Here is a 21566-nt window from a genome sequence, read left to right on the forward strand (position 1 = left end):
CCGCAAGGCCCAAAGGCTGCAAACTGGCTCGGGTTAATATGGATTGGATCTTATTTGTTAGTGATTGGATCCAGTTTGATGTGATGACGATCTCACGTAAGGGCGGGCAGCGTCAAGGGTGGGGCGACATCATCGCGGCACCCATCCGCTGCAAACACTCTGGACCTCCAGCGGAATTCACGTTAGTCTGATTAACATGAAAATCAGTGGGACGGAGAGCCGCTCCTACAACATGAGTAAACGAGCCTCCTCTGCGGCGGAAACCGGACGTCGCATCTTGCAGGCAACCGAAGACCTCTTCATGGAGGGTCCGCTCTCCGACCTCACCCTCAATGCTGTCGCGGAACGGGCTGGGGTCACCGTGCAAACAGTGATACGCCGTTTCCGGGACCGTCTGGGCCTGATCAACGCCACCGCAGAGTTCGCATCCGCCCGGGTGATGGCCCAGCGGGATGCCGCTCCGGCGGGCGACGTGAGGGCCGCCGTCGAGAATCTGATTGAACATTACGAAACCACGGGGGCACTGGCGCTGAAGTTGCTCGCCGAGGAAAGCTCGTCACCGGTCCTGGCTGAAATCGTGAAGGGGGGCCGGCAACTGCACCGGCAATGGTGCGAACGGGTCTTTGACCCCTTTCTCAGGAATGAGCCGGATCGCGATCGCCGTCTTGCCCAGTTCGTCGCCCTGTGCGACGTCTACACCTGGAAGCTCCTCCGCCACGATGCAGGGCTGGGCCGCGACCAGGTCACTCTTTCGCTGCTCGAGATGCTTGAGCCGTTTACCCGGAGACCATGATGTCCATCGTCCTCGCCTACTCTTCGCCCGCCATCGGCCACCTTTTTCCCATGGTTCCATTGCTGTTGGAGCTGAAATCGCGGGGCCACGAGGTGCACTTGCGAACGCTCCCCAAACAAGTCCAAACCATGCGGGATCTTGGCTTCCACGCAGAAGCGGTCGACGAGCGGCTGCTCGAAATCGAAGCGCGGGACTATCTCACGAAGTCGACCAAAGACGCCCTCGCCTCCAGCGTTGACACTTTCACCTCGCGCGCCCGCTTCGATGCACCGGACTTCCGTGCAGCCATGGACGACGTCGGCCCTGATCTTGCGCTCGTCGATATCAATTCCTGGGGTGCACGCATTGTTGCCGAACACTCCGGCCTTCCGTGGGCGACATTCAGCCCTTATACCCCGCCTCTCCAGTCCAAGGGGACACCGCCTTTCGGTCCGGGGCTCCTTCCCATGCCAGGACTTTTGGGAAGCGCCCGTGACGCCGTCGTCCGACGCATGGTGATTGGCGCCGTCGAGAAGTTGATGATGCCGGGGATGAACCGCCTGCGTGCAGAGGTTTCTGGAGGGCAGCTACCGCCGGTGCGCACTGCGGACGCCTTTTTCCGGACAGCCCCACTGATGCTTGTAACCACCGCGGAACCCTTCGAGTATGCCCACCCCGACTGGGCCCCGGGCATCCGAATGATCGGCTCCGTGACGTGGGAACCACCTGTCAGTACACCGCCGTGGCTCGAAGGAATGCAGAACCCTGCGGTGCTTGTGACGACGTCCTCGGAGTATCAGGCGGACGAAAACCTGGTGCGTACCGCCCTGGAGGCCCTCGCCAAAGAGCCCTACACTGTCGTAGCCACGCTGCCGGCCGCCAACGCCGGATCGGCAGGCGCCACACGGGCATCCGGCACCAACGCTATCCATGCCATTCCGGACAACGCCCGGGTTGAGCACTTCGTGCCCCACTCGCTGGTGCTCGATAGGGCCGCTGTCGCCATCACCCATGGCGGCATGGGATCCACCCAGAAGGCGCTGGCCAAAGGGGTGCCTGTAGTGGTGGTTCCGTTTGGGAGGGACCAGCATGAGGTTGCGGCCAGGGTTTTGGCGGCCGACGCCGGGGTGCGGCTAAGCCCTAGGAAGCTCACCCCGGACTCGCTGAGGGAAGCGGTCGAAAAGGCCCGTGATAAGGCGGAGGGAGCGCGTCGTGTCGCGGCCGGTTATGCGGCCGCTGGAGGCGCTGTGGCAGGGGCGGATGCCTTGGAGGAGCTGCTATCGCGCTGAATACCCAGCAAAAGACTGGCACTCGGAACGCTCTTTGATGGTGTAATTCTGAACATCTCATCCGAGTCTAGGAGTGGCCTCGGTGACCACTGATGCGGGCGTCCAGGCGCCATATATCGATTCCGTCGTCGTAATGGACCAGGATCCGGCCCCGACCGTTGGCGAGGTGAATCCATATGACGCTTGCGTCGTCGGTCGTTTCGTCGACGTATCCCGTGCCCAACACGGTGTTTCCACGGCGGAGTTCAATGTATTCATGTGGCCACAAGTATTTCCAGTGCTTCATAAGCAGGGGTTCACGTCGTCGCTCGTGTTCACGAAAGGCTGCCCCTGAGGCAAGCCTCCAGTCCGAAGGGGGCTTCGGAATAACCCGACTGCGCTCTGGGGCGCGGACGGAGGGTCGCTTATCATTTTCCACGGTGAACTTCGTTGACGTAGTGCCAGCCGATCCATGGCAGCGCGATCAGGGCCTCACCGTCCGGCGTCTGGTCAATTATCCGGTTGGTTTCTTCGTGGGCCTCCTGATCCGACTCGATCCGCCGGTTCGGAGATGGTGTGTTGAGTTCGCTGTACATAAAAGCTCCTGGAGACGGGTCGGCTGCTTTCGTAGACTGCTTGCGGCGCGGGATGGAGGTCTGACGTTTCGCGCTCGGAGATCGTTCCGTAGGGAACGTCGTGGGTAAGTTCCACCGAGAACGTCTGCAGGTCATGACGGGTAACCATCACTCCGCGGCCAGGGTTCATGAGGCCTTCCCGGATCGCGTTCCCGATGGCTTCGTTGAGTTGGTTTTGTAGCTGGTTACCATCGGTAATCCTGACCTCAACGTAGTAATGAGTAGGCTGGCTAATCATTGGATTCCTCCTGATCGCCCGGACTAAATCGCCGGGACTAGGGGGTAAGGACGAGTTTGCGCGGGGAGCCCTGTTGCTGGATCTCCCATGCCTGCTGGCAATCGGCGAGTGGCAGGACAGTCGTATCAACGTTCAGGGCACCCGTGGCCGCAAGCCCGGTGAGCTTCAGATAGGCGTTTCGGCGAATTTCTGCCGGTGGGTCGACGTGGGCGAAGCCGAGCAGTTCCAGGCGTGCTGCGCGGATGATGTCGGCAGGGAGTTCGATGGTTGGGGCCGCGGACTGGCCGATCTGAATGTGACGGGCGCCCCGTGCGGCCACGCGCATGGCGGCAAGTGCCGGTTCGCCCCAGACGGGATCGATGATGACGTCGAAGCCCCGCCCATCAACGGTGTTTCGGAAGGCCTCCACCAAGTCGGTCTCCGGTGTGATGGTGACGGTGTCCGTGGCTCCTCTTTGGCGGGAAAGGGCCAGCCGGTCGGAATCCCGGTCGACAGCAAGCACCGTGGCTGCGCCGAGGGCTTTGGCGAGCTGGACAGCGACCGACCCCAGTGCTCCGGTCGCGCCAAGGACCAGTACGTTCTGGCCGGGTTGAAGGTTCGCCCGCCAAGTGAGTGCCAGCCAGGCGGCGAGCCCGGTGTTACCGAGCGCGGCGGCGGTGACATCGTCTATGTCGTCCGAGAGGTCCAGCAAATCCTGTTCGGGCACCAAAGTGCGCTCTGCCCAGGAGCCGTAGGGTGAAATCGGTGCCGTGAAGAAGACGCGGCGCCCGGTGGAGGTCCGGCCCACGCCGTCTACCCCGATGACGTAGGGCAGGGTGCCCGGATTGCCGAAGGCACCGGATGCCTTCGCGAGATCGAGGTGGTGGACCCCGGCCGCAGCGATGTCGACGACCACATGGCCGCTGACAGCTTGGGGCTCGGGAAAGTCCGCGTACTCCGGCATGGTTCCAGCCTGTGTGAGGACTGCTGCTTTCATGGTCTTTCCTTTGATGACGGAGGTTGGGTATTGGCGCCGTCGATGATCTCCACGCTGATGGCCCCCAGGCCGCTGATCTCGCCCTTCAGCTGGTCCCCGACGTTCATCCACGTGCCCGTGGCGAGCCCTACCCCGGCCGGGGTTCCGGTGAGTATGACATCACCGGGTTCAAGGGTCATGTGTTCGCTGATCAGGGATATTAGCTCTGGCACCGACCAGATGAGGTCAGAAGTATTGGCGTTTTGTCGGAGTTCGCCGTTGAGCCGGAACTGCAACTGCAGGTTGGTGTCGTCGATGAAGCGTGCCGGCACGATCCCCGGACCCAGCGGGCAGCTGTCGTCAAACACTTTGCCTCCAAACAGGTCGAATTTGACCAGGTGCTTGGGATGGCGCTGCCAGTCGCGGGCGGATAAGTCCAACGCAATGGTGTAGCCGGCGATGTGTTCACGAGCACGGCCTACGGGGATATTCTTGCCGGCCCTGCCGATGACGAATGCCAACTCAAGCTCGTAATCGAACTTTTCGGTCTGGTTCGGATAGCGGACGGACCGGCCCTGACCCACCAGCGTCGTGGTGGGTGGCTTGAGGAAGAAGACAGGAACGTTGTCCTCTTTCGAAAAACCCGCGTGGCCGCCGTCGTTGATGACATGGTCGTAGTAGTTCGCCCCAGTGCAGATGACCTTTCTCGGGTACTGCAACGGCGTAAGCCAGTCTCCGAGGTCCACTGGTGGGTCGACTGACTGGACAGCACGTTCTTGGAGGGTGTCAACAGCCTCGAGCAGCAACGGCTCGGCCGTCTCCCAGTTCTCGAAGACAGCCATCAGCCCGGCTGGGGATTTGTCGGAGAGTAAGCCGGGAGAGAGGTCGGCGATCCTGTAAAGGCGCCCATCAGGAAGACTAAGGACTGGTGTCGGCGTTCCGTCAATCCGGGTTGTCGCAAGCGAGAACGTCACGGTGCCGGCTCCTTGATCGGCGGCGCTCCTGCCGTGGTGGCTCGGGCTGCCACCATCCAGTCGTCGATAACGACGTCGATGGCGGGAATCGGACGTGCCATCCGTGATCGCGCGAGGTCCCGCACGTGATGCCGTTGGTCTGGCGACAGGTATTCCAGGGGGGACGCGCCGTCCACCCGGGCAAGGGCGAGCAGCGGCAGGAGCGCCGCGACGCGTCCCATGAGGTGAGCCGCCGGTTCCCAATTGATGTGCTGCATGTAGCCCTCCAGCAGCAGTTGGGCGGACCGGTGCAATTGCTCGATGTGGTCGGGGAGGACCATCGCTTTGAGCAGGAGATGGTTCAAGCAGAACGCCACGTCAAACGCCGGGTCCCCGAACCATGCGCACTCGGCGTCGAGCAGCACAGGCCCGTGCGGTCCCAGAAGGATATTCTTGGGGCTGACGTCACCGTGGACCACCACCAGGTGTGTACCGGTGGTCACTGCAGCCAACCAATCGATTCGATCATCAACATCAGGGTTTGCGCGGGCTGTGACCCGGAAGTATGGCTCGATGCGTAAAGCGTCAAAATTATCGTCTGTGGCAAACTTGGCCGCAGCGGAGGGGTCTTTGGCGCTTGCTGCATGCAGCCGGCCAACGAGGTCTCCTACTGCATACGCGGCCGTGGGTTCAATGTGCCCGGCGAGGAGTTCCGTCTTCCACACCGGATAGTCCTCGGGAGGAAGAAACTGCATGGCGAAGAGACCGGCCTGCTCGTCATAGGCGAGTACCTGCGGAACCTGCCCTGGAGTGATCGTGCCGGCCAACTGCAGCCAGTCGTATTCCACGCGGTTGCGCGAGGTGGGTGCGAGCCACTCTTGGGCCACCTTCAGCCTGGCCAGCGCGCCCTTAACGCAGAGGCTACGGCCGGGCAGGTCTACCCGCCAGAGGTCCGAACTCACGCCACCGGCAAGGGGCGTGAGCACAGCGGCTTCGGCAGGCTGCATGAGCCCGTGGTGGAGCAGGAACTCCCTGACACGGGACTCAGGCTCGTACGCGCTCACCGGACAGCCACGGGGGTGGAGCCCAAGGCAGGCAGCTGACTGAACCCAAGGGTGGTGTCTTCGGCGATTCGGACCAACTGGTTGTACTTGGCCAGTCGTTCCGAGTTCCGGACAGAACCTATCTTGATCTGCCCCGCTGCGGTTCCTACGGCCAGGTCCGCGAGGAAGTCATCCTCGGTCTCCCCGGATCGCGCCGAGACAACAGGGGCATACCCTGCTGCGCGGGCCTCTGCGACCACGTCCAATGTGCCGGTCAGTGTGCCGTTCTGATTGACCTTGACCAGGACGCCATTGGCAACGCCGCGGGCTATTCCTTGAGCAAGCCGTGAACTGTTGGTAGTGAACAAGTCATCCCCGATCAGCCTGATCCGGTCTCCCAGACGGGTGGTTAATGTCTCCCAACCGGCCCAGTCGTCCTCGTCGAGGGGGTCCTCGATCGACACAATTGCATAGTTATCCACCCATGCGGAAACCATGTCTATCATTTCCGCGGTGCTGACGTGCCGTTCCTGTCGCCGCAGGTGGTAATCACCTGTGTCCCTGTCGAAGAGGGAGGAGGCAGCCACATCGATGGCGATCGCGATGTCAGTGCCGGGCCGCAGGCCCGCCGCCTCAATGGAGAGTGTGATCAGCTCGAGGGCCTCCTCGGCAGTGCGGCATGCAGGGCTGAGACCGCCCTCGTCTGCCAGCAGGGTTGGAAGCCCCCGGTCTGCGCAAAGCCTGGCCGCGGCGGTTCTGACGCGGGAGGTGAGGTGGATCGCTTCGAGGGCTGAGGTCGCTGCTACCGGGACGGCCAGGAAATCCTGGACGTCCATGCCACGGCCGGCGTGGAGACCGCCGGAAAGAATGTTGACCATTGGCATCGGCAGAACCGGTTCCTCAGTGCCGGCGAGCTGGGCGATCCGTCGGTACAGCGGTAAGCCGCTGGCCACAGCGGAGGCTCGGCAGACTGCCAGTGATGCGCCGAGAACGGCGTTGGCCCCGAGGCGCGACAGGGACGGGGTCCCATCCAGTTCCCGCAGCCGCTCGTCGATTGCACGCTGGTTGTCGATGGCGAGACCATGCAACGCTGCAGCAATCTCGCCGTTCACATGCTCGACTGCGGCGGTAACACCGAGTCCGTCGAACACCGAGTCATCCCCGTCGCGCAACTCGTGGGCCTCATGGGTGCCGGTGGAGGCGCCGGAGGGAACGGAAGCACGCGCCAAGGCGCCGTTGTCCAGGACAATTTCGACCTCGACAGTGGGGCGACCACGGGAGTCGAAAATCTGGCGGCCGTGGACGAGTTGGATTGCGCTCAAGATGACACTCCAGTTGTGAGAGGGGAGGGCGTGTTGCACGGGTAGTGTGCCGGTTCGCCGCGCAGGACGCGTACGACTTCCTCAGCAGCACTGCGACGCAGGTCAATAACCGATGCGTCGGAGGCGAAGGCGATGTGGGGGGTAACGATGACTCCGGGGTGCGCCAGTAGTTCCTGGGGAACCGTCGGCTCTTCCTCCAGGACGTCGAGGCCCGCTCCACTGATGTGCCCACTTTCCAATGACGCCACCAGCGCTGCGGTGTCGATCAGACCGCCGCGGCTGACGTTGATCACGAATGCGTCTTGCGGAAGCAAGGACAGCTCCCTCTCACCGATGAGGTGATGGGTCTGGGGCACCAAAGGCGCGTGCAGGACAACAACATCACTGGCCGCGAGAAGGTCGTCAAGGGGCATGGCCTCCATGCCGTCGGTATCTGCAGGGGCATGAGGGTCGCTGATCACCACGCGGGCGCCAAGTGCGCGGAGTTTAGCAGCGGTTGCCCTGCCAATCCGACCGTAACCGATGACGCCACAGGTCAGGGTGGATAGTCGGCGAAGCCGGGCCCCTGCCGGGTTCCATTTGCCAGCGCGAACCTCGCGGTCGGCTGCAACCAGGCCGCGGGTCCACGCGAGGGCCAGTCCGACGGCGTGGTCAGAGACCTCCGCAACGCAGTAGTCCGGGACATTGGTAACCAGCACACCGCGATTCGTAGCTGCAGGTACTGCGATGTTGTCCAGGCCCACTCCCATACGGGCGACGATCTGCAGAGAGGCAGAGGACAAGACCGCTTCCGAAGAAACGGTCGCCCAGCAGGTGAGGATTGCGGCGGGTTGGTGCTCAGCGACCAAGGCGTCGATGGCTTCCACCGGCGCGGGGTCGGCGGGGCCGGCAACCACGCGGAATCCAGCCTCTTCAAGTATGTCCCGTTCAATGCTGTCGTCGGGCCAGGCCCGGTCGGTCAGCAGGACGGTTTGCTGCTGTGTCATGCGTGCTCCTATGTCAGTGTCCGGCCGGTGCGGCCGGAGTTGGATTGAATGTGTTCCGGGGCGGGAGCTACCTCCGCACACCGTATGATCTGCTCGCCCAGGCCGGTTACCGAAGCCTTGACGACGTCGCCCGGCCGCAGGAAGCGGCCGTGGTGGAGTCCGAACCCGGCGGGTGAGCCAGTACACAGCACGTCACCGGGGCGAAGCCTGGTGTGCTGGGACAGATACTGCAATTGTTCGGGAATGGTGAAGACCATGTCCGCTGCTGTGTCGTCTTGCATCAGCGTGTCGTTGAGCCAGAGCTGCAGCCGGAGGCCGGAAGGGTCCTGAACCTGCCATGAAGGTACGAACCAAGGTCCAAGGGGCAGCGATCCGTGCATGCCTTTGCTTTGCACCCAGTCGCTGCCCAGAGCTGGAAGGTCAGGCCGGACAACGCGTGATCGGATTGTCAGGTCATTGACCACGCAGTAGCCGGCAATAGCTGCCGACGCTTCGGGGAGTGTGAGTCGCGAGAGGGGCGAGCCGATGACGGCGCCGATCTCAACTTCCCAGTCCAAGGTGTCCACTTCCGGATCCAGACCCAGCTCTCCGACCGGGGCTCCAACGCGGTCCACGCTGGTCAGGCAGATATAGGGCGAGCCGTGTAGCTGGCGCTGGTCGAGCGCCTGCAGCGTCGCGGCACGCACTCGCTCGGCTTCGGTCGGAAGACCGGCGTCGACGGCGGCCTCCACCACCTGGCGCCTGTAGTTACCGATAGTGCAGAAGAGTTGAGCGGGGCGGAGGGGGGCCTCGAAACGGAGCGAGGCTACGGAGAGACCGCCTTCGGCGATGGTTTGTGCGGTCTGCGGCAGCTCGGTAAGTCGTCGAAGTTCGGTGTGATGATCGCTCCATTGCCCAATCAGTTCAGTGATTGAGGCGAACCTCGCACAGTCCCACTGCGGCGCCCAGTCCCGCAGGGGGAGGGCTCGGCCTTGGTATACGAGCCAAACCTCAGCCGCCTCTTCCATCCGTCCCGCTTGGGCGAGCACGATTCCTGTGGGGGCAAATTCAGGTTCTTGATGATCTTCGTCGAACATAATGCTAACGATAGCACAATGATCGCGGCGGGTCACTACCTATTTTTATGACTACCGCCTGATGGAGCAGTACAACGCGGCAGCATTGACAGGAAAACAGCCGTGGGCGATAGTGCTAACGATGGCATGATCTGACGAGAGGATCCACAATGAGCGTTCGCAGGGTAGTAACGGGTACCGACTCCGCAGGAAAGTCGGTGTTGGTCTCGGACGGAGTGGTGCCCCACAGCCACGACTTCGAGAGCATGCCGGGGCAATCGCAGATCAGGGTCTGGTTCACCGCTGGAACGCCTACAAGCCAGACTCCTGAAGCCGAGCCGACCAACAACCATGGTCCTGTGGTCCCCGGCCCGGGCGGTGCAAGCTTCCTGATCGTGCGTTACGCGCCCGATTCCGTGGTGATGAGTCCGGACTTTGACCCGCTGGCAGCAGGGCAGGAACTGGAGGCCTACGCTCCGGATCTTGCTGAACTATTCGAGCCCAACGGCATGCACAAAACGCCCAGCATCGACTATGGAGTTGTGTTGGAGGGAGAGGTGTGGCTCGAACTGGACGACGGAGTCCAGGTTCAGCTCACGCCGGGCGACACCATCGTCCAGGTTGCGGCGCGGCATGCGTGGCGTAACAAGACGAAAGCGCCGGCGACGGTGGCTTTCGTGCTCACCGGCGTCGACGCCTGAGTGCTGTTGGGTTAATCCGTAAGCGGTGCCGGTCGCTCCTGGGAATGACCGGCACCGCTTACTTGCTAGGGGAGAACGATGTAGTTGCTGAAGCCGCCACGAGGGTCTTTCAGCCGACCGGAGATTGCGGTGTTGACTTCCGACAACGGAAACGCCTCAGTCTCCAGATAGGACAGATCCAACGTTCCCGTTTCGATCATGTCCGCCATTTCTTGGCCCTGCGCTGCGGTAAACCAATTGGAGCCGATGATTTGAACCTGCTCGTCCATGAGCCATTTCATGTCCACAGGAACCTCTTCGGAGACCCCGCCGACGTTCACGACGCGACCGCCCCGCCTGACTCCCTTCATGGAGTCGACCATGGCCGCAGCATCGGCCCGGGCACCGAGTGCGCTGATGACGAAGTGTGCACCGTCCCCGCGGGTACGTTCCTTGGCCCATTCTCCACTCGACTTCTCGCCAAGCGTCAGCACTTCGATTCTGCGCGGTGCGAGTGCCTTCACCCTCTCGAGCAACTGTTGATTGCGTCCGGTGCCCAGAATCTTGGCCACGCCCATGCTGAGGCAGAGCACAGTGGCAGCTACACCCAGTGTCCCGGTTATACCGTCGATCAAGGCAACGGTTCCTGGCCCCGCCTCAGCCAGACGTAGCGCTCCGTATGCTGTGCCGATATAGCCAAAGCGGGCGGCCAATTCGAAGGGTAGATTGTCCGGGATCCTGACCAGGGCCTGTTGGGGTGCAGTCATGAATTCACTGAAGCCGCCATACGGATACTGGTCGAAAATCCGCTGGCCGTCGCGGGAAGTGCTGAAGTAGCCGTTGAGTGTGTAGTAGCGGCAGCGGCTGGGGGTGCCCGCTGAACAGGCATAACAGCTGCCGCATGAGCGCAAAGGGCTCACATAGACCCGATCACCAGGCTTGACGTTGATGACCGATTCTCCGACCTCCTCCACTACGCCAGTGGGGTCGAGCCCGAATATCGCGGGGAAGGCCGGGATGGGTTGATGTGGGAACCACGTTGGCCAGCTGTTAATGACGTTCGCCATGTTCGGGACGATGCCGACAGCTTTGACACGGACAAGAACGTCTGTGGGCCGGGGTTTTGGTACTTCTATGGTGTCGATCGACATGGGTTCGCCGATCTTGTGCAGTCGTGCGGCGCGCATCATCGTCATTGACGGGGCTCCTTGAATAGAGGGGTTGGTTGGGGTGGGGCCGGAAGCTACTTGCGGTAGCTGTCTTCCAGGTCAATGTGGAGCAGTCCCATGATGCGAACTCCGGAGTTGTACCAGGCAATGGTCAGTGTTAGCTCCACCATCTGCTGGTCGTCCAGATGCGCAGCGGCAGCATCCCACGTAGCACTCGATACGTGCACATGCGTCGTGGACTCCCTGGCAAGGGCAATGACGGCAAGCTCTGGCTCGTTGAAGAGCCCGGAATCCTCCGCGGAGGCAACGGCCCCCAGTTGTTCTTCTGTGATCCCGGCTTTGCGCCCGTGCGACTGGTGGTGGGCGATTTCATATTCGGAACCGGTGGCATGGCCGACGGACAGTATCGCCAGTTCACGCAGTTTCGGACTTAGCTTGGAACCGTCACGCAAGGCGTTGGCGTAGGAAAGGAAGGCATCTAAAAGGACAGGCGCATTCGCCAGCGTGCGGAAAATGTTGGCCGTAGGTACTTTGCGCTCGGCTTCGAGGCGGTCCCATAGAGACTGATGATCAGCCGACGCGGCATGGTCACGGGAGAGGGAAGGAACTCGGGACATGATGTATTGGACTCCAGTTCGGGTTGGGATCAGCGAGGCTGTGGGCTGGACAGGAACTTCTCCAGCGTCATGGGGGATGGGGGAGTGGCAGGAGACTTCAAGGGGACGTCAACGAAAGCAGAGGCCTCGAAGTACCACTTTTCCAAGGCCGGGAGTCCCCATCGGGCGTTGGTGCTGACCGACGTGGCATCCCACCGCACAGGTTCAGTCTCGATGTCGATAGTCTGGTAGTGGCTGTTGAAGACTTCGACGCGGTGGCCGTCCGGGTCGCGAAGGTAGCTGAACAGCATGCCGCCGGGTCCATGTCGTCCCGGGCCGCGTTCCACCCCGTCGCCGTAACCCAGGATTCCAGCGAAGTCGCAGGCGGTGAAGATATCGTGGCTTTCGGAAACGGTGTAAGCGAAATGGTGAAGGCTGGGACCGTCGCCGGGCACCATGGCCAGATCCAGGCAGGTGCCCTTTCGGTACATGAAGGCACCGATCAGCTCGTCGCCATGCTCCAAGTACTCCGAGTTGCGGAACCCCAGTCCGCTGTAGAAAGCGCATAGTTCATAGACGTCCGGGACGAGCAGTTGAAAGTGGTCCAGCCGCTGGGCATGGGCACCCTGGTATTGCTCGAAATTGATGTGCAGGCGCGGCCGGGTGGACATTGTTGCGCACAACTCCAATGGGGTGCCAATAGGGTCCGAAACGTGGAGTGTGCGGCCTTGATGCGGCATCTCCACCCACTCGGCGGGGAGGCCGCGGTCACGAAAATAGCGGTAGGCCTCGTCAAGGTCCTCGTCGAAAAAGACTCGGAATCCAATCCTGCGGGCGGTGCCGCCGTCGGAGCTTTTCTCCAATACGAGGCTGTGGTGACAAGCCTCCGCCAGGCCGCGGAGGTAAACTGTCGATTCGTCCTCGTCACTTACCACCAAGCCCAGGACCGTGGTGTAGAACTTACGGCTCTCGGCCAGGTCGGCGACATTAAGTCGTAGATGGCTGGTTCGGCTGATGTTGAACGGCGGGCGCAAGTCGACCGGTGGCAGCATGATGTTTTCTCCAATTGGTGCTAGGGGCAGCACCCTTTAATCTTCGTGCGCAGAAGGTGCGCATCTCTTGTAGTGGTCACGATGTCAGGCGGAGCGCTTGCGCGATTCCGCCCGCGGCGCGGCGGTGCTTCCGCGGGGTACGAGCCAGCCCGCCGAGACGGACTCATAGGGATCGTTGCCGGCTGGCGGGTTGTTGAGCCTGCGGATGAACCAAAGTCCGCAGGACGTAGCCACGTCTCCGATAGGGAGACTTATGGTGGTGAGGCCAGGCCCCCACCAGGAGAATCCACTTTGATCGCCGAACCCGACGACCGAAAGCTCACTGGGCACCTCGATTCCTATCTCCAGGGCCGCGTCCAGCAGCCCAACGGTGTGTTGCACGGAGCCCAGTACGACGGCGGTTGGCGGGGTTGGGTGGTTCAGCAGCCGGCGGATCGCTTCCTTGGCATGCTCCGGTGAGGCAGGAGGCCCGAGTTCGACCAGATCAGAGGCCGGCGGGATGCCGTCGGCGAGTAGTGCCTGGGTGTAGCCCTCCAGCCGTTCCCGGCCCGTGGGCAGGTCCTCGGAAGCGCCGATATATGCAATCCGCGTGTGCCCGAGTTCCAGCAAGTGCGCCGTGGCATCCTGTAACGCCCGCTGGTCGTCGAGGCCGAACCATTGACCGCCCAGGGATGCATGCCGGCGCAGCAACTGGACGTGCGGCATGCCCCGCAGCAGGTTGACCGAGTCCCCGTGGGGGTTGGGTGTCGGTGCAATCACCACTCCTGCTGCGTGACTGGCGGACAACTCACGGAGGTGCCGCCGCTCGATCAGGCGATCATCGAACGTCTCCGCGAGCATCAGCTGATACTCCTCCCCGGCCATGATCGCGGACAATTCGTGGGCGATGGTCGAGTAGAAGCTGTTGCGGACATCCGGGATGACAAGCCCGACGACGTTGCTTGAGGCGCCACGCATCATCCTGGCCGCCCGGTTACCGACGTAGCCAAGCTCCGAAGCGGCCTGGCGGACACGCACCTTGGTCTGCTCGCTGATGCGGGCGTCGTCGGCCAGTGCGCGGCCGACCGTAGAGACGGATAGTTGCAAATGCGCAGCGATATCCTTGGTCGTAACCATCGTTCCTCCTGGGCAAATCTCTTCGTGGGTCATTGCTTTCGGTGGTTTGACTTGTAGCCCAAACCCCCTGGCTTGATGCTAACGATAGCACGGCTGTCTGCGACGTCAAGGGGAATCCATTGGATCGAAGAAATGTTAGCCCCTTGTCGTTGGCTCCCAATGCGAGTGTAATCATTGGATTCTTGCTGGTTTCAAAACTTCTTGATGGTGATTTTCGTAGCCGCTCTTGACTCGATGCCACTCGGTGCTATCGTTAGCACTACATCGAATCGCAGAAAGTTCCCACCGCCTTACTGCGCAGCCAACCCCTTCCTGCGTTACAGGTTGGCCCACTTCAAGCATTCCGAACTGGCCCTTGCAGCCAGGCACTCCGCTGATGCAAGCCACATACAACGCAAGCCCCATACAACGCCAGTCCTCTACAAGGAGACAATGATGTCCCATCCAAATACTTCCAGTTCCGGGAGCGCCCCTGGCACGGCGGCTTCCAGCGTTAAGCACGCAGTCCCCACCTACCCTGAGCCGATGGACGCTATCTCCATGGATGCCATCCCGGCCAGTCCGGCCCCATCCAGGGTCAAGAACAACCCCGAGGGCATGGCAACGAACCTCATTGCTGCCGTGTCGCTGGGGGTCTTGGCCATCACTTTCATGCTCAACGCCATGGACCGGCAGGTCTTCGCGCCCCTCATGACCACGATCGCAAAAGAGTACGGCTTCAACCTCCAGACAGGTGGACTTCTGGCCACGGTATTTACCCTGGGTATGGCTGTCGCCGGAATTCCCGCAGGTTTCCTCGTGGAGCGGTTCTCGCGTAAAGCCGTCCTGCTGGTCAGCATCGCGATTTACTCACTAGGTACCTTGGCTACCCCGCTCGCAACATCGTGGGGAGACATGGCCGTGTACCGGATCATCTCCGGGCTCGGCGAGGGGATGCAAGCCGCAGCCCTGTTCGCAGCTGTTGGCGCGTTCTTCCACCACCGTCGTGGCCTTGCCCTCGGGATTCTGGGCTTCGCATTTGGCTTGGGCGCAACCTTCGGGCCCGGACTCGGCATTATGTTCGCTGGCCAATTTGGAACGTGGCGGGCCCCGTTCACCATCTTCGGACTTCTTGGCCTGGTTCTGGCAGTGACAGCGATGTTCACCGTCAGCCGCAAATTCACTGAGCAAGCTATCAGCACCACCGGCGTGGAGGGTTCCTACGATTACATGCCGGCCAAGGCCTACAACCGTAACTCACTCGCTATCGCTGCAGCTTCCGGATGCGGGGCCCTCGCCTTATATGGATTCCTGGGTCTGTACCCCACGTTCCTGACCACGCAGTTGGGCGTATCCACCGGGGAATCAGCACTGGCGCTGAGCTTTGTCGGTGTGGGTGGTCTGGCGGGCCTGCTCGGTGGTTGGATCGGTGACCGGATCAACCAGAGAATCCTGTTGATCGTATCCCTGGCCGTGATGGCTGTTCTCGGCGTGCTCATCTACGTAGTGCAGGCAACCTTCGTGTGGCAGTGCGTCTTCGCTTGCCTCATGGGCGTGTTCGGGACCGGAGTCTTCTTCCCCAACACCAACAGCGTGATCCAAAGGGCAGTCCGTCCCCACCAAGTGGGGCGAGCCGCCGGGCTGTTCGTCACCTGCTACTACGGCTCCGCAGCTTTTTCCGGCCTGCTGTTCGCAGCGCTGGTGCCTCAATTCGGTTGGCAGGGAGCCGGGCTGCTGCAAGTCACCGTACTACCGCTGGCTGCGGCCGCCATCATGCTGATCGTTCAGACATCGCTGTTCAATAACGCGCCGCGCGCGGCCGCCCATTGATCCCTGTGATTCGACCGAAAGGAGAACCACATGACTGACGCCGATTTCCAGGAGCAGCCAATTGGCGCACTGACCGGGATACTCGTTGCCGATTTCAGCCGGGTGCTGGCAGCACCCTACGCAACAATGTTGTTCGGTGACCTTGGCGCCGATGTCATCAAAATTGAACGGCCCGGCCTAGGTGATGACACCCGGCAATGGGGCCCGCCGTTTACCGACGATCATGAAGCTACATACTTCTTATCAGTGAACCGCAACAAGCGATCATTCACCGCTGACATGGCCAACCCTGCCGACCATCGGGACCTGGTGGAGCTTATCCGGCGCGCGGACGTGCTGATCGAAAACTTCCGTCCAGGCACCATGGCCCGGCACGGCTTGTCCTACGACCAGGTCGCAGAGATTAACCCACAGCTGGTGTATTGCTCCATCACGGGGTTTGGTTCGAGTGATGACGCGGCAGCCCTGCCAGGCTACGACCTCCTGGTGCAGGCCGTTGGAGGACTAATGAGTGTGACCGGTCCTGGGCCGGGCGAACCTGTAAAAGCAGGGGTCGCCTTGGTAGATGTGCTGACCGGGCTGCATGCGGCGATTGGCGTGCTGGCCGCCCTCAGGGCTCGGGAGTCCACAGGCCGGGGCCAACTCGTCGAAGTGAACCTACTGAGTACGTTGCTATCCAGTATGGTCAACCAGAGCGTTGGCTATACCGCCGGCGGCTTCGTTCCGGGCATCATTGGTAACCGGCACCCTTCGATCGCGCCCTACCAGCTGTTCCCGGCGTCGGACAGGCAAATCGTCATCGCCGTAGGCAACGACCGGCAGTTCGCCCAATTATGTTCTGCACTCGGAATCCCTGATATCGCCGAAGAGCCCCGTTTCGCTACCAATCCGTCGCGCGTGGCCCACATCGAAGAACTCGATCGGGCAATAAGTGCGCAAACCATGGGTCAAAGCGCAGAGCACTGGTACCGCGAGCTGTCGGCTTGCGGGGTCCCCTGCGGTCCCGTCAATGACATTGCTGGCGCCTTCGCGATGGCAGGCCGACTCGGACTGAACGCCCGCGTCGACGTCGGGGAAGGAACCGACACCGTCAGCCTGCCGGCCAATCCGATCAGCCTGTCAGAGACGCCCGTCTCTTACCACCGCCGGCCGCCACGGCTCGGCCAGGACGCTGAGGAAGTGTCCGCCTGGCTTCACGGACCCACAACAACGAAGCTACCGCAACATCTGGACCAAAAGAGCAAATGCCAGCATCAACCAATGGGAGCACACACGTGACCGACCTTGCCACCGACTACCTCGACATCGACTCCCTGCTTACGGAGCAGGAGCTTGACCTGCGCACCCAGGTCCGCCGGTTCGTCGATGACCGGATCCGTCCCAACATCAATTCCTGGTACGAGGACGCTGTATTCCCACAGGACCTTGTCAAGGAAATGGGGAGCCTGGGCCTCCTGGGAATGCACCTGAGCGGCTACGACTGTGGCGGCCGCAGCGCGGTCGAATATGGGATCGCCGCAATGGAACTTGAAGCCGGTGACTCCGGCATCCGGACTTTTGTGTCAGTGCAAGGCTCTCTCGCCATGAGCGCGATCTCCAAGTTCGGCTCGGAGCAGCACAAGCAACAATGGCTGCCGGGCATGGCGGCCGGGGAACTAATCGGTTGTTTTGGCCTCACCGAGCCCACTGCCGGCAGTGACCCCGCGGGGATGGTCACCCGGGCCGTTCGAGGAAAGTTGGGCTGGGTCCTCAACGGAGCGAAACGCTGGATAGGCCTCGCATCCATCGCCGACGTCGCGATCATTTGGGCGAAGACCGACGGCGGCATCCGCGGCTTCGTCGTCCCCACCGACACGCCGGGCTTCTCCGCCGTTCCGATATCCCAGAAGATGTCCATGCGGGCGTCGATCCAGTGCGACATCACCCTTGAGAACGTTCAACTGCCAGAAAGTGCCGTACTACCGGGCGTGGTCGGCCTCCGTGGTCCGTTCTCCTGCCTCAACGAAGCGAGGTACGGCATCATGTGGGGCGCGATGGGTGCGGCCCGGGACGCCTACCAGAGTGTTCTGGCATACACGCACGAGCGCATACAATTCGGCAAACCGATCGCCTCGTTCCAACTCACCCAGCAAAAGCTCGTTGACATGGTCCTGGAAATCCAGAAGGGAACGCTCGTTGCCCTTCAGACAGGGCGGCTCAAGGACGCTGGACGCTTACGCCCCGAGCAGATTTCCTTCGGCAAACTCAACAACGTCCGCCAAGCGATCGAGATCTGCCGTTCTGCCCGCACCATCCTTGGCGGAAACGGGATCACGCTTGAGTATTCACCGCTGCGCCATGCCAACAATCTGGAGAGCGTGCGCACCTACGAGGGTACAGACGAGGTTCACACGCTGATCATGGGCCGTGCGATCACTGGCATCCCGAGCTTTTCGTAGCCATGGAAACAGCTACCCGCATCGAGGTACCTCAAGAGTCCGGGAAGTCAGTCACTACGACTTCCACCACCTACATTGACCATGCTGGATTCCGCTTTGCACTTCTGACTTTGACGAACTCCGGGCATCGCCCTGTGACCATGGGGCCGACATCGTTGGCCGGGTTCGAGGCCGCGTTGAACTCCTTGGACCTCTCCAGGGTTGACGCAGTTGCTGTCACCGGTCAAGGCCCGGTGTTTTGTGCCGGAGCAGACCTGAAAGTGATGACAGCACTCACCACCCTGGAACAGGCCGAGGATGTGGCGCGCCAAGGCCTAACGGCGTTGGGTCGCCTGGCCGCGCTATCTGTTCCAACGTTCGCCTTCATCAATGGCGTCGCGTTGGGCGGCGGGCTGGAACTGGCACTGCATGCCGACTACCGCACTGTCGCCCACTCTGCACGGGCACTGGGTTTTCCGGAAGTCCGGCTCGGCCTGATTCCGGGCTGGGGCGGTATTCGGCGCACAGTGGAACTCCTTGGCCCGGACCTCACGGCACGTCTGGTGGTCACAGACTCGCTCGCGGGCAGGACGCTCTCTTCGCAGGCGGCGGCCAACATTGGCTTGGTCGATCGCATGCTCCCGGGGGACGGGTTCCTGCAAGCCTCGCTGGACTTCGCGGTCGGCATCCTCTCCGGAAAGGACTCAGCCACAGCGCACATGGGCCCAGACAAAGAACGGAAGCCTTTTGGCGCCGTCGCCCCTTTCACGGCCCTGGACGCGATGCGCAAGAAGCTGGACGCGCGTCTCCATGGCGCTGCCCCCGCACCCTATCGTGCCTTGGAGCTGATCTCCGCGGCAGCCCGAACGCCGCGCGGCACCACGGGATCAGCGGCAGAGATTCGTGCGTTCGGCGAACTGCTGCTCTCCGATGAGGCCCGAGCGAGCATTTATGCATTCCATGTCACACAGTCCATGGTGAAGAAGCCCACGGGCAGGCCAGCTGTTGAGCCCCTCCCGGTTCGATCCGTGGGCGTTATCGGAGCTGGGCTGATGGCCAGCCAGCTCGCGCTGATCTTCGCGCAAAAGCTGCGCCTCCCGGTGCGAATCACGGATCTGTCCCAGGAACGCGTCGATTCCGCGTTGGGCCGGATCGGTGTCCAGTTGGACAAACAGGTTTCCGCCAGCCGCCTCGCGGTTGAGGACTCCGACGACATTCTCGCTCTAATCACCGGCGGGACGGACAAGGCGGTATTGGCGGACTGCGATGTGGTCATTGAGGCAGTCTTCGAAGAACTTGATCTTAAGCGCGCTGTGTTTGCAGAAGTCGAACCGCTCATCCGGCCAGACGCGCTGCTGTTGACCAACACGTCCTCCCTGTCGGTCGAGGCCATGGGTGCCACTCTGAACCACCCCGAGCGACTCATTGGCTTCCATTTCTTCAATCCAGTGGCCGTGCTGCCGCTCGTGGAAATAGTCGCGACACAACACACAGACGAAGAGGCGCTGGCCACGGCATTTGACCTGGCGGGACGACTTCAGAAAACAGCCGTGCTCGTCAAGGACACTCCCGGATTCGTGGTGAATCGCTTGCTGACGCGGCTCATTGACCAAGTGCTGTCACTGATTGACGACGGCGGCGACCCCGGTATTGTGGACCGCGCCTTGGAACCACTGGGACTGCCCATGACTCCGCTGCAACTTCTCCAGTACATCGGCCCGGGCGTGCAGCTACACATTTGCGAGACCCTGAACCGGGCGTATCCGGAACGCTTTGGCGTGAGCCGCAGCCTGACCGCTGTGGTGGCGGCAGGGCTCCCGGGCTACCTTGACAACGAGGGCGGAATCTCGTCTGCCGCCGCCGCCCTCCTGCCGCCGGCCCACCCGACGGATTCCGGGGAGGTCCGCACGAACGTGCTGGCGGCGCTGGCCCAGGAAGTGACGGCGATGCTGGAAGAGTCAATCGTTGCCGGCCCGCAACAGATCGATCTTTGCATGGTCCTCGGCGCCAACTATCCCTTTCACACCGGCGGCCTGACACCCCTTCTGGATCGGGAGGCTGGCAGTACCTTCCATCCCGGGATGCGCGTCCCCGTTTCCGCCGTTAGCTAGCCCCGTCCTGATCAACAGCCGGGTCGCCATACGCTGCGTCCCGGCCCTTCCGTCCTGCCGTCCCGTCCGAGGAGAAGAAAATGAACCCCCAACTAGATGTCGTCATCGTCGGGGCCGCCCGTACGCCGCAAGGGCGGCTGATGGGTCAGCTTGCCCCGCTGTCCGCAACCGAACTCGGTGGTGCCGCAATCGGTGCTTCCGTCGAAAGGGCCAACGTGCACCCTAAGGATGTCGACGCCGTCATCATGGGACACGTGCTCCAGGCCGGAGCAGGACAGAATCCTGCCCGCCAGGCAGCAGTCGCCGGCGGCATCCCGCTGAGCGCGCACGCCGTCACCGTCAACAAAGTGTGCCTCTCCGGGCTGAGCGCAATCATTGAGGCGAGCCGGCTGTTACGTCTCGGTGAAGCCGCGGTCGTGGTTGCCGGCGGACAGGAATCCATGAGTAATGCCCCGCATCTGCTGCCAGGGTCCCGCGCCGGGCATCTCTACGGAAACACCACGTTGATCGACTCAGCTGCCCACGACGGACTCACCGATGCCTTCGACCACGAGGCCATGGGCCTGGCCACGGATAGCGCCAATGACGCCCTTGGGATTCCCCGCGCCGATCAGGACAGGGTGGCGGCTGACTCTCACCGACGGGCAGCGGCCGCCCAGACGGCGGGGGTATTCGACCAGGAAATCTCTCCGGTCAAAGTGCCCCGGCGGCGCGGAGAGTCCGAGCTGGTAGACACAGACGAAGGTGTGCGTCCGGACAGCAACACAGAGTCGCTGGGCAAGCTGAGGCCTGCGTTCTCCCCGAAGGGCACCATTACCGCCGGCAATGCCTCCCCGCTCAATGACGGCGCTGCCGCCGTCGTCCTCACAACGCGCAGCTATGCAGAAGCCCACCGTCTCAAAATCATGGCAGTGCTGGGCGCCCCGGGACAGACAGCTGGCCCCGATACCTCGCTGCCTGACAAGCCCGCCCGTGCCATCGCAACAGCGCTTGAGAGGCAAGGGTGGAGTACGGACGAGCTGGACTTCGTGGAGATCAACGAGGCGTTTGCCTCGGTAACCCTGCATGCAGCTGCGGAGCTCAGGATCGGCATGGACAGGGTCAACATCAACGGGGGAGCGATCGCCTTGGGCCATCCCATTGGCGCCTCCGGCGCGCGGGTGGTGGTCTCCGCAGCGTACGAGCTGCAACGTCGCGGCACCGGCAAAGCGGCAGTGGCGCTGTGCGGCGGCGGAGGCCAGGGCGAGGCGCTCCTTCTGTGGAGGTGATCAAGTAGTCACGGCCTCAACGTGGCCTCAAAGAGCCACGCCAACAACCAAGTCCTTATCGAGAAGCATTGCCGACGCAGATGACTTCGGAAACTGACGCCCGAGCCGAGAGTGGTGTCCC

General features: G+C 62.1%; 20 protein-coding genes. 8 read left to right on the plus strand and 12 right to left on the minus strand.

Annotated features, from left to right (window positions below; translation table 11 throughout):
* Positions 1 to 196 precede the first annotated feature (196 nt).
* On the plus strand, positions 197 to 793 hold the full coding sequence (locus KSW38_RS06325; protein ID WP_216923731.1) for a TetR/AcrR family transcriptional regulator: 597 nt from the start codon (positions 197 to 199) through the stop codon (positions 791 to 793).
* On the plus strand, positions 790 to 2061 hold the full coding sequence (locus KSW38_RS06330; protein WP_216923732.1) for a glycosyltransferase: 1272 nt from the start codon (positions 790 to 792) through the stop codon (positions 2059 to 2061). The genes KSW38_RS06325 and KSW38_RS06330 overlap by 4 nt, the downstream gene beginning before the upstream one ends.
* 67 nt (positions 2062 to 2128) lie before the next feature.
* Here KSW38_RS06330 and KSW38_RS06335 read toward each other — a convergent pair whose 3' ends face one another.
* The 8 genes from KSW38_RS06335 to KSW38_RS06370 all read right to left on the minus strand — a co-directional run bounded on the left by KSW38_RS06335 (position 2129) and on the right by KSW38_RS06370 (position 9248).
* Positions 2129 to 2347: a hypothetical protein gene (locus tag KSW38_RS06335; RefSeq protein ID WP_216923733.1), complete on the minus strand. Its 219-nt coding sequence runs from the start codon at positions 2345 to 2347 to the stop codon at positions 2129 to 2131.
* A 121-nt stretch (positions 2348 to 2468) separates the two neighbouring features.
* Positions 2469 to 2636, minus strand: coding sequence for a hypothetical protein (locus KSW38_RS06340; protein WP_216923734.1), 168 nt, complete (start codon positions 2634 to 2636; stop codon positions 2469 to 2471).
* Positions 2637 to 2950: 314 nt separating this feature from the next.
* The gene (locus KSW38_RS06345; protein ID WP_216923735.1) at positions 2951 to 3889 is read right to left on the minus strand and encodes a quinone oxidoreductase family protein; all 939 of its coding nucleotides are present in this window, start codon (positions 3887 to 3889) and stop codon (positions 2951 to 2953) included.
* On the minus strand, positions 3886 to 4842 hold the full coding sequence (locus KSW38_RS06350; RefSeq protein ID WP_216923736.1) for a fumarylacetoacetate hydrolase family protein: 957 nt from the start codon (positions 4840 to 4842) through the stop codon (positions 3886 to 3888). Before KSW38_RS06350 ends, KSW38_RS06345 begins: the two co-directional genes overlap by 4 nt.
* A complete protein-coding gene (locus KSW38_RS06355) occupies positions 4839 to 5885 on the minus strand; it encodes a phosphotransferase family protein (RefSeq protein WP_216923737.1) in 1047 nt (348 codons plus the stop codon). Before KSW38_RS06355 ends, KSW38_RS06350 begins: the two co-directional genes overlap by 4 nt.
* A complete protein-coding gene (gene eno, locus KSW38_RS06360; protein WP_254186109.1) occupies positions 5882 to 7186 on the minus strand; it encodes a phosphopyruvate hydratase in 1305 nt (434 codons plus the stop codon). The genes KSW38_RS06355 and eno overlap by 4 nt, the downstream gene beginning before the upstream one ends.
* Positions 7183 to 8172: a C-terminal binding protein gene (locus KSW38_RS06365; protein ID WP_216923738.1), complete on the minus strand. Its 990-nt coding sequence runs from the start codon at positions 8170 to 8172 to the stop codon at positions 7183 to 7185. Before KSW38_RS06365 ends, eno begins: the two co-directional genes overlap by 4 nt.
* An 8-nt stretch (positions 8173 to 8180) precedes the next feature.
* On the minus strand, positions 8181 to 9248 hold the full coding sequence (locus tag KSW38_RS06370; RefSeq protein ID WP_216923739.1) for a fumarylacetoacetate hydrolase family protein: 1068 nt from the start codon (positions 9246 to 9248) through the stop codon (positions 8181 to 8183).
* A 149-nt stretch (positions 9249 to 9397) separates the two neighbouring features.
* Here KSW38_RS06370 and KSW38_RS06375 point away from each other — a divergent pair, with 149 nt between their 5' ends.
* The gene (locus tag KSW38_RS06375; RefSeq protein ID WP_216923740.1) at positions 9398 to 9928 is read left to right on the plus strand and encodes a cupin domain-containing protein; all 531 of its coding nucleotides are present in this window, start codon (positions 9398 to 9400) and stop codon (positions 9926 to 9928) included.
* 65 nt (positions 9929 to 9993) lie between these two features.
* Here the strand turns inward: KSW38_RS06375 and KSW38_RS06380 are convergent, their stop codons facing one another.
* The 4 genes from KSW38_RS06380 to KSW38_RS06395 form a co-directional block, all read right to left on the minus strand.
* A complete protein-coding gene (locus KSW38_RS06380) occupies positions 9994 to 11103 on the minus strand; it encodes an alcohol dehydrogenase catalytic domain-containing protein (protein ID WP_216923741.1) in 1110 nt (369 codons plus the stop codon).
* 47 nt (positions 11104 to 11150) lie between these two features.
* Positions 11151 to 11693, minus strand: coding sequence for a carboxymuconolactone decarboxylase family protein (locus KSW38_RS06385; RefSeq protein WP_216923742.1), 543 nt, complete (start codon positions 11691 to 11693; stop codon positions 11151 to 11153).
* A gap of 29 nt (positions 11694 to 11722) precedes the next feature.
* Positions 11723 to 12724 (minus strand): VOC family protein, encoded by a 1002-nt coding sequence (locus KSW38_RS06390; protein ID WP_216923743.1) that lies wholly within the window; start codon positions 12722 to 12724, stop codon positions 11723 to 11725.
* Between the two features lie 84 nt (positions 12725 to 12808).
* Entirely contained in the window at positions 12809 to 13840 is a 1032-nt protein-coding gene (locus KSW38_RS06395) for a LacI family DNA-binding transcriptional regulator (RefSeq protein ID WP_216923744.1), read from the minus strand.
* A gap of 432 nt (positions 13841 to 14272) precedes the next feature.
* Between KSW38_RS06395 and KSW38_RS06400 the strand changes: the two genes are divergently transcribed.
* The 5 genes from KSW38_RS06400 (at position 14273) to KSW38_RS06420 (ending at position 21445) form a co-directional block, all read left to right on the plus strand.
* The gene (locus tag KSW38_RS06400) at positions 14273 to 15649 is read left to right on the plus strand and encodes an MFS transporter (protein ID WP_216923745.1); all 1377 of its coding nucleotides are present in this window, start codon (positions 14273 to 14275) and stop codon (positions 15647 to 15649) included.
* Between the two features lie 30 nt (positions 15650 to 15679).
* A complete protein-coding gene (locus tag KSW38_RS06405; RefSeq protein ID WP_216923746.1) occupies positions 15680 to 16927 on the plus strand; it encodes a CaiB/BaiF CoA transferase family protein in 1248 nt (415 codons plus the stop codon).
* Complete coding sequence (locus KSW38_RS06410; protein ID WP_216923747.1) at positions 16894 to 18087, plus strand: acyl-CoA dehydrogenase family protein; 1194 nt, start codon at positions 16894 to 16896, stop codon at positions 18085 to 18087. The genes KSW38_RS06405 and KSW38_RS06410 overlap by 34 nt, the downstream gene beginning before the upstream one ends.
* 2 nt (positions 18088 to 18089) lie before the next feature.
* The gene (locus KSW38_RS06415) at positions 18090 to 20177 is read left to right on the plus strand and encodes a 3-hydroxyacyl-CoA dehydrogenase NAD-binding domain-containing protein (RefSeq protein WP_216923748.1); all 2088 of its coding nucleotides are present in this window, start codon (positions 18090 to 18092) and stop codon (positions 20175 to 20177) included.
* An 80-nt stretch (positions 20178 to 20257) separates the two neighbouring features.
* A complete protein-coding gene (locus KSW38_RS06420; protein WP_216923749.1) occupies positions 20258 to 21445 on the plus strand; it encodes an acetyl-CoA C-acetyltransferase in 1188 nt (395 codons plus the stop codon).
* Positions 21446 to 21566 lie beyond the last annotated feature (121 nt).

It is taken from the genome of Paenarthrobacter aromaticivorans (assembly GCF_019038615.1).
GTDB lineage: Bacteria > Actinomycetota > Actinomycetes > Actinomycetales > Micrococcaceae > Arthrobacter > Arthrobacter aromaticivorans.

Excerpts from the sequence above, each read along its gene's own strand:
- KSW38_RS06405 (WP_216923746.1), top strand. The coding sequence starts at position 15,680 with ATGACTGACGCCGATTTCCAGGAGCAGCCAATTGGCGCACTGACCGGG.
- KSW38_RS06330 (WP_216923732.1), top strand. The coding sequence starts at position 790 with ATGATGTCCATCGTCCTCGCCTACTCTTCGCCCGCCATCGGCCACCTT.
- KSW38_RS06420 (WP_216923749.1), top strand. The coding sequence starts at position 20,258 with ATGAACCCCCAACTAGATGTCGTCATCGTCGGGGCCGCCCGTACGCCG.
- KSW38_RS06395 (WP_216923744.1), bottom strand. The coding sequence starts at position 13,840 with ATGGTTACGACCAAGGATATCGCTGCGCATTTGCAACTATCCGTCTCT.
- KSW38_RS06365 (WP_216923738.1), bottom strand. The coding sequence starts at position 8,172 with ATGACACAGCAGCAAACCGTCCTGCTGACCGACCGGGCCTGGCCCGAC.
- KSW38_RS06345 (WP_216923735.1), bottom strand. The coding sequence starts at position 3,889 with ATGAAAGCAGCAGTCCTCACACAGGCTGGAACCATGCCGGAGTACGCG.
- KSW38_RS06410 (WP_216923747.1), top strand. The coding sequence starts at position 16,894 with ATGCCAGCATCAACCAATGGGAGCACACACGTGACCGACCTTGCCACC.
- KSW38_RS06340 (WP_216923734.1), bottom strand. The coding sequence starts at position 2,636 with ATGTACAGCGAACTCAACACACCATCTCCGAACCGGCGGATCGAGTCG.
- KSW38_RS06390 (WP_216923743.1), bottom strand. The coding sequence starts at position 12,724 with ATGCTGCCACCGGTCGACTTGCGCCCGCCGTTCAACATCAGCCGAACC.
- KSW38_RS06335 (WP_216923733.1), bottom strand. The coding sequence starts at position 2,347 with ATGAAGCACTGGAAATACTTGTGGCCACATGAATACATTGAACTCCGC.
- KSW38_RS06375 (WP_216923740.1), top strand. The coding sequence starts at position 9,398 with ATGAGCGTTCGCAGGGTAGTAACGGGTACCGACTCCGCAGGAAAGTCG.
- KSW38_RS06415 (WP_216923748.1), top strand. The coding sequence starts at position 18,090 with ATGGAAACAGCTACCCGCATCGAGGTACCTCAAGAGTCCGGGAAGTCA.
- KSW38_RS06380 (WP_216923741.1), bottom strand. The coding sequence starts at position 11,103 with ATGACGATGATGCGCGCCGCACGACTGCACAAGATCGGCGAACCCATG.
- KSW38_RS06385 (WP_216923742.1), bottom strand. The coding sequence starts at position 11,693 with ATGTCCCGAGTTCCTTCCCTCTCCCGTGACCATGCCGCGTCGGCTGAT.
- KSW38_RS06400 (WP_216923745.1), top strand. The coding sequence starts at position 14,273 with ATGATGTCCCATCCAAATACTTCCAGTTCCGGGAGCGCCCCTGGCACG.
- KSW38_RS06325 (WP_216923731.1), top strand. The coding sequence starts at position 197 with ATGAAAATCAGTGGGACGGAGAGCCGCTCCTACAACATGAGTAAACGA.
- KSW38_RS06370 (WP_216923739.1), bottom strand. The coding sequence starts at position 9,248 with ATGTTCGACGAAGATCATCAAGAACCTGAATTTGCCCCCACAGGAATC.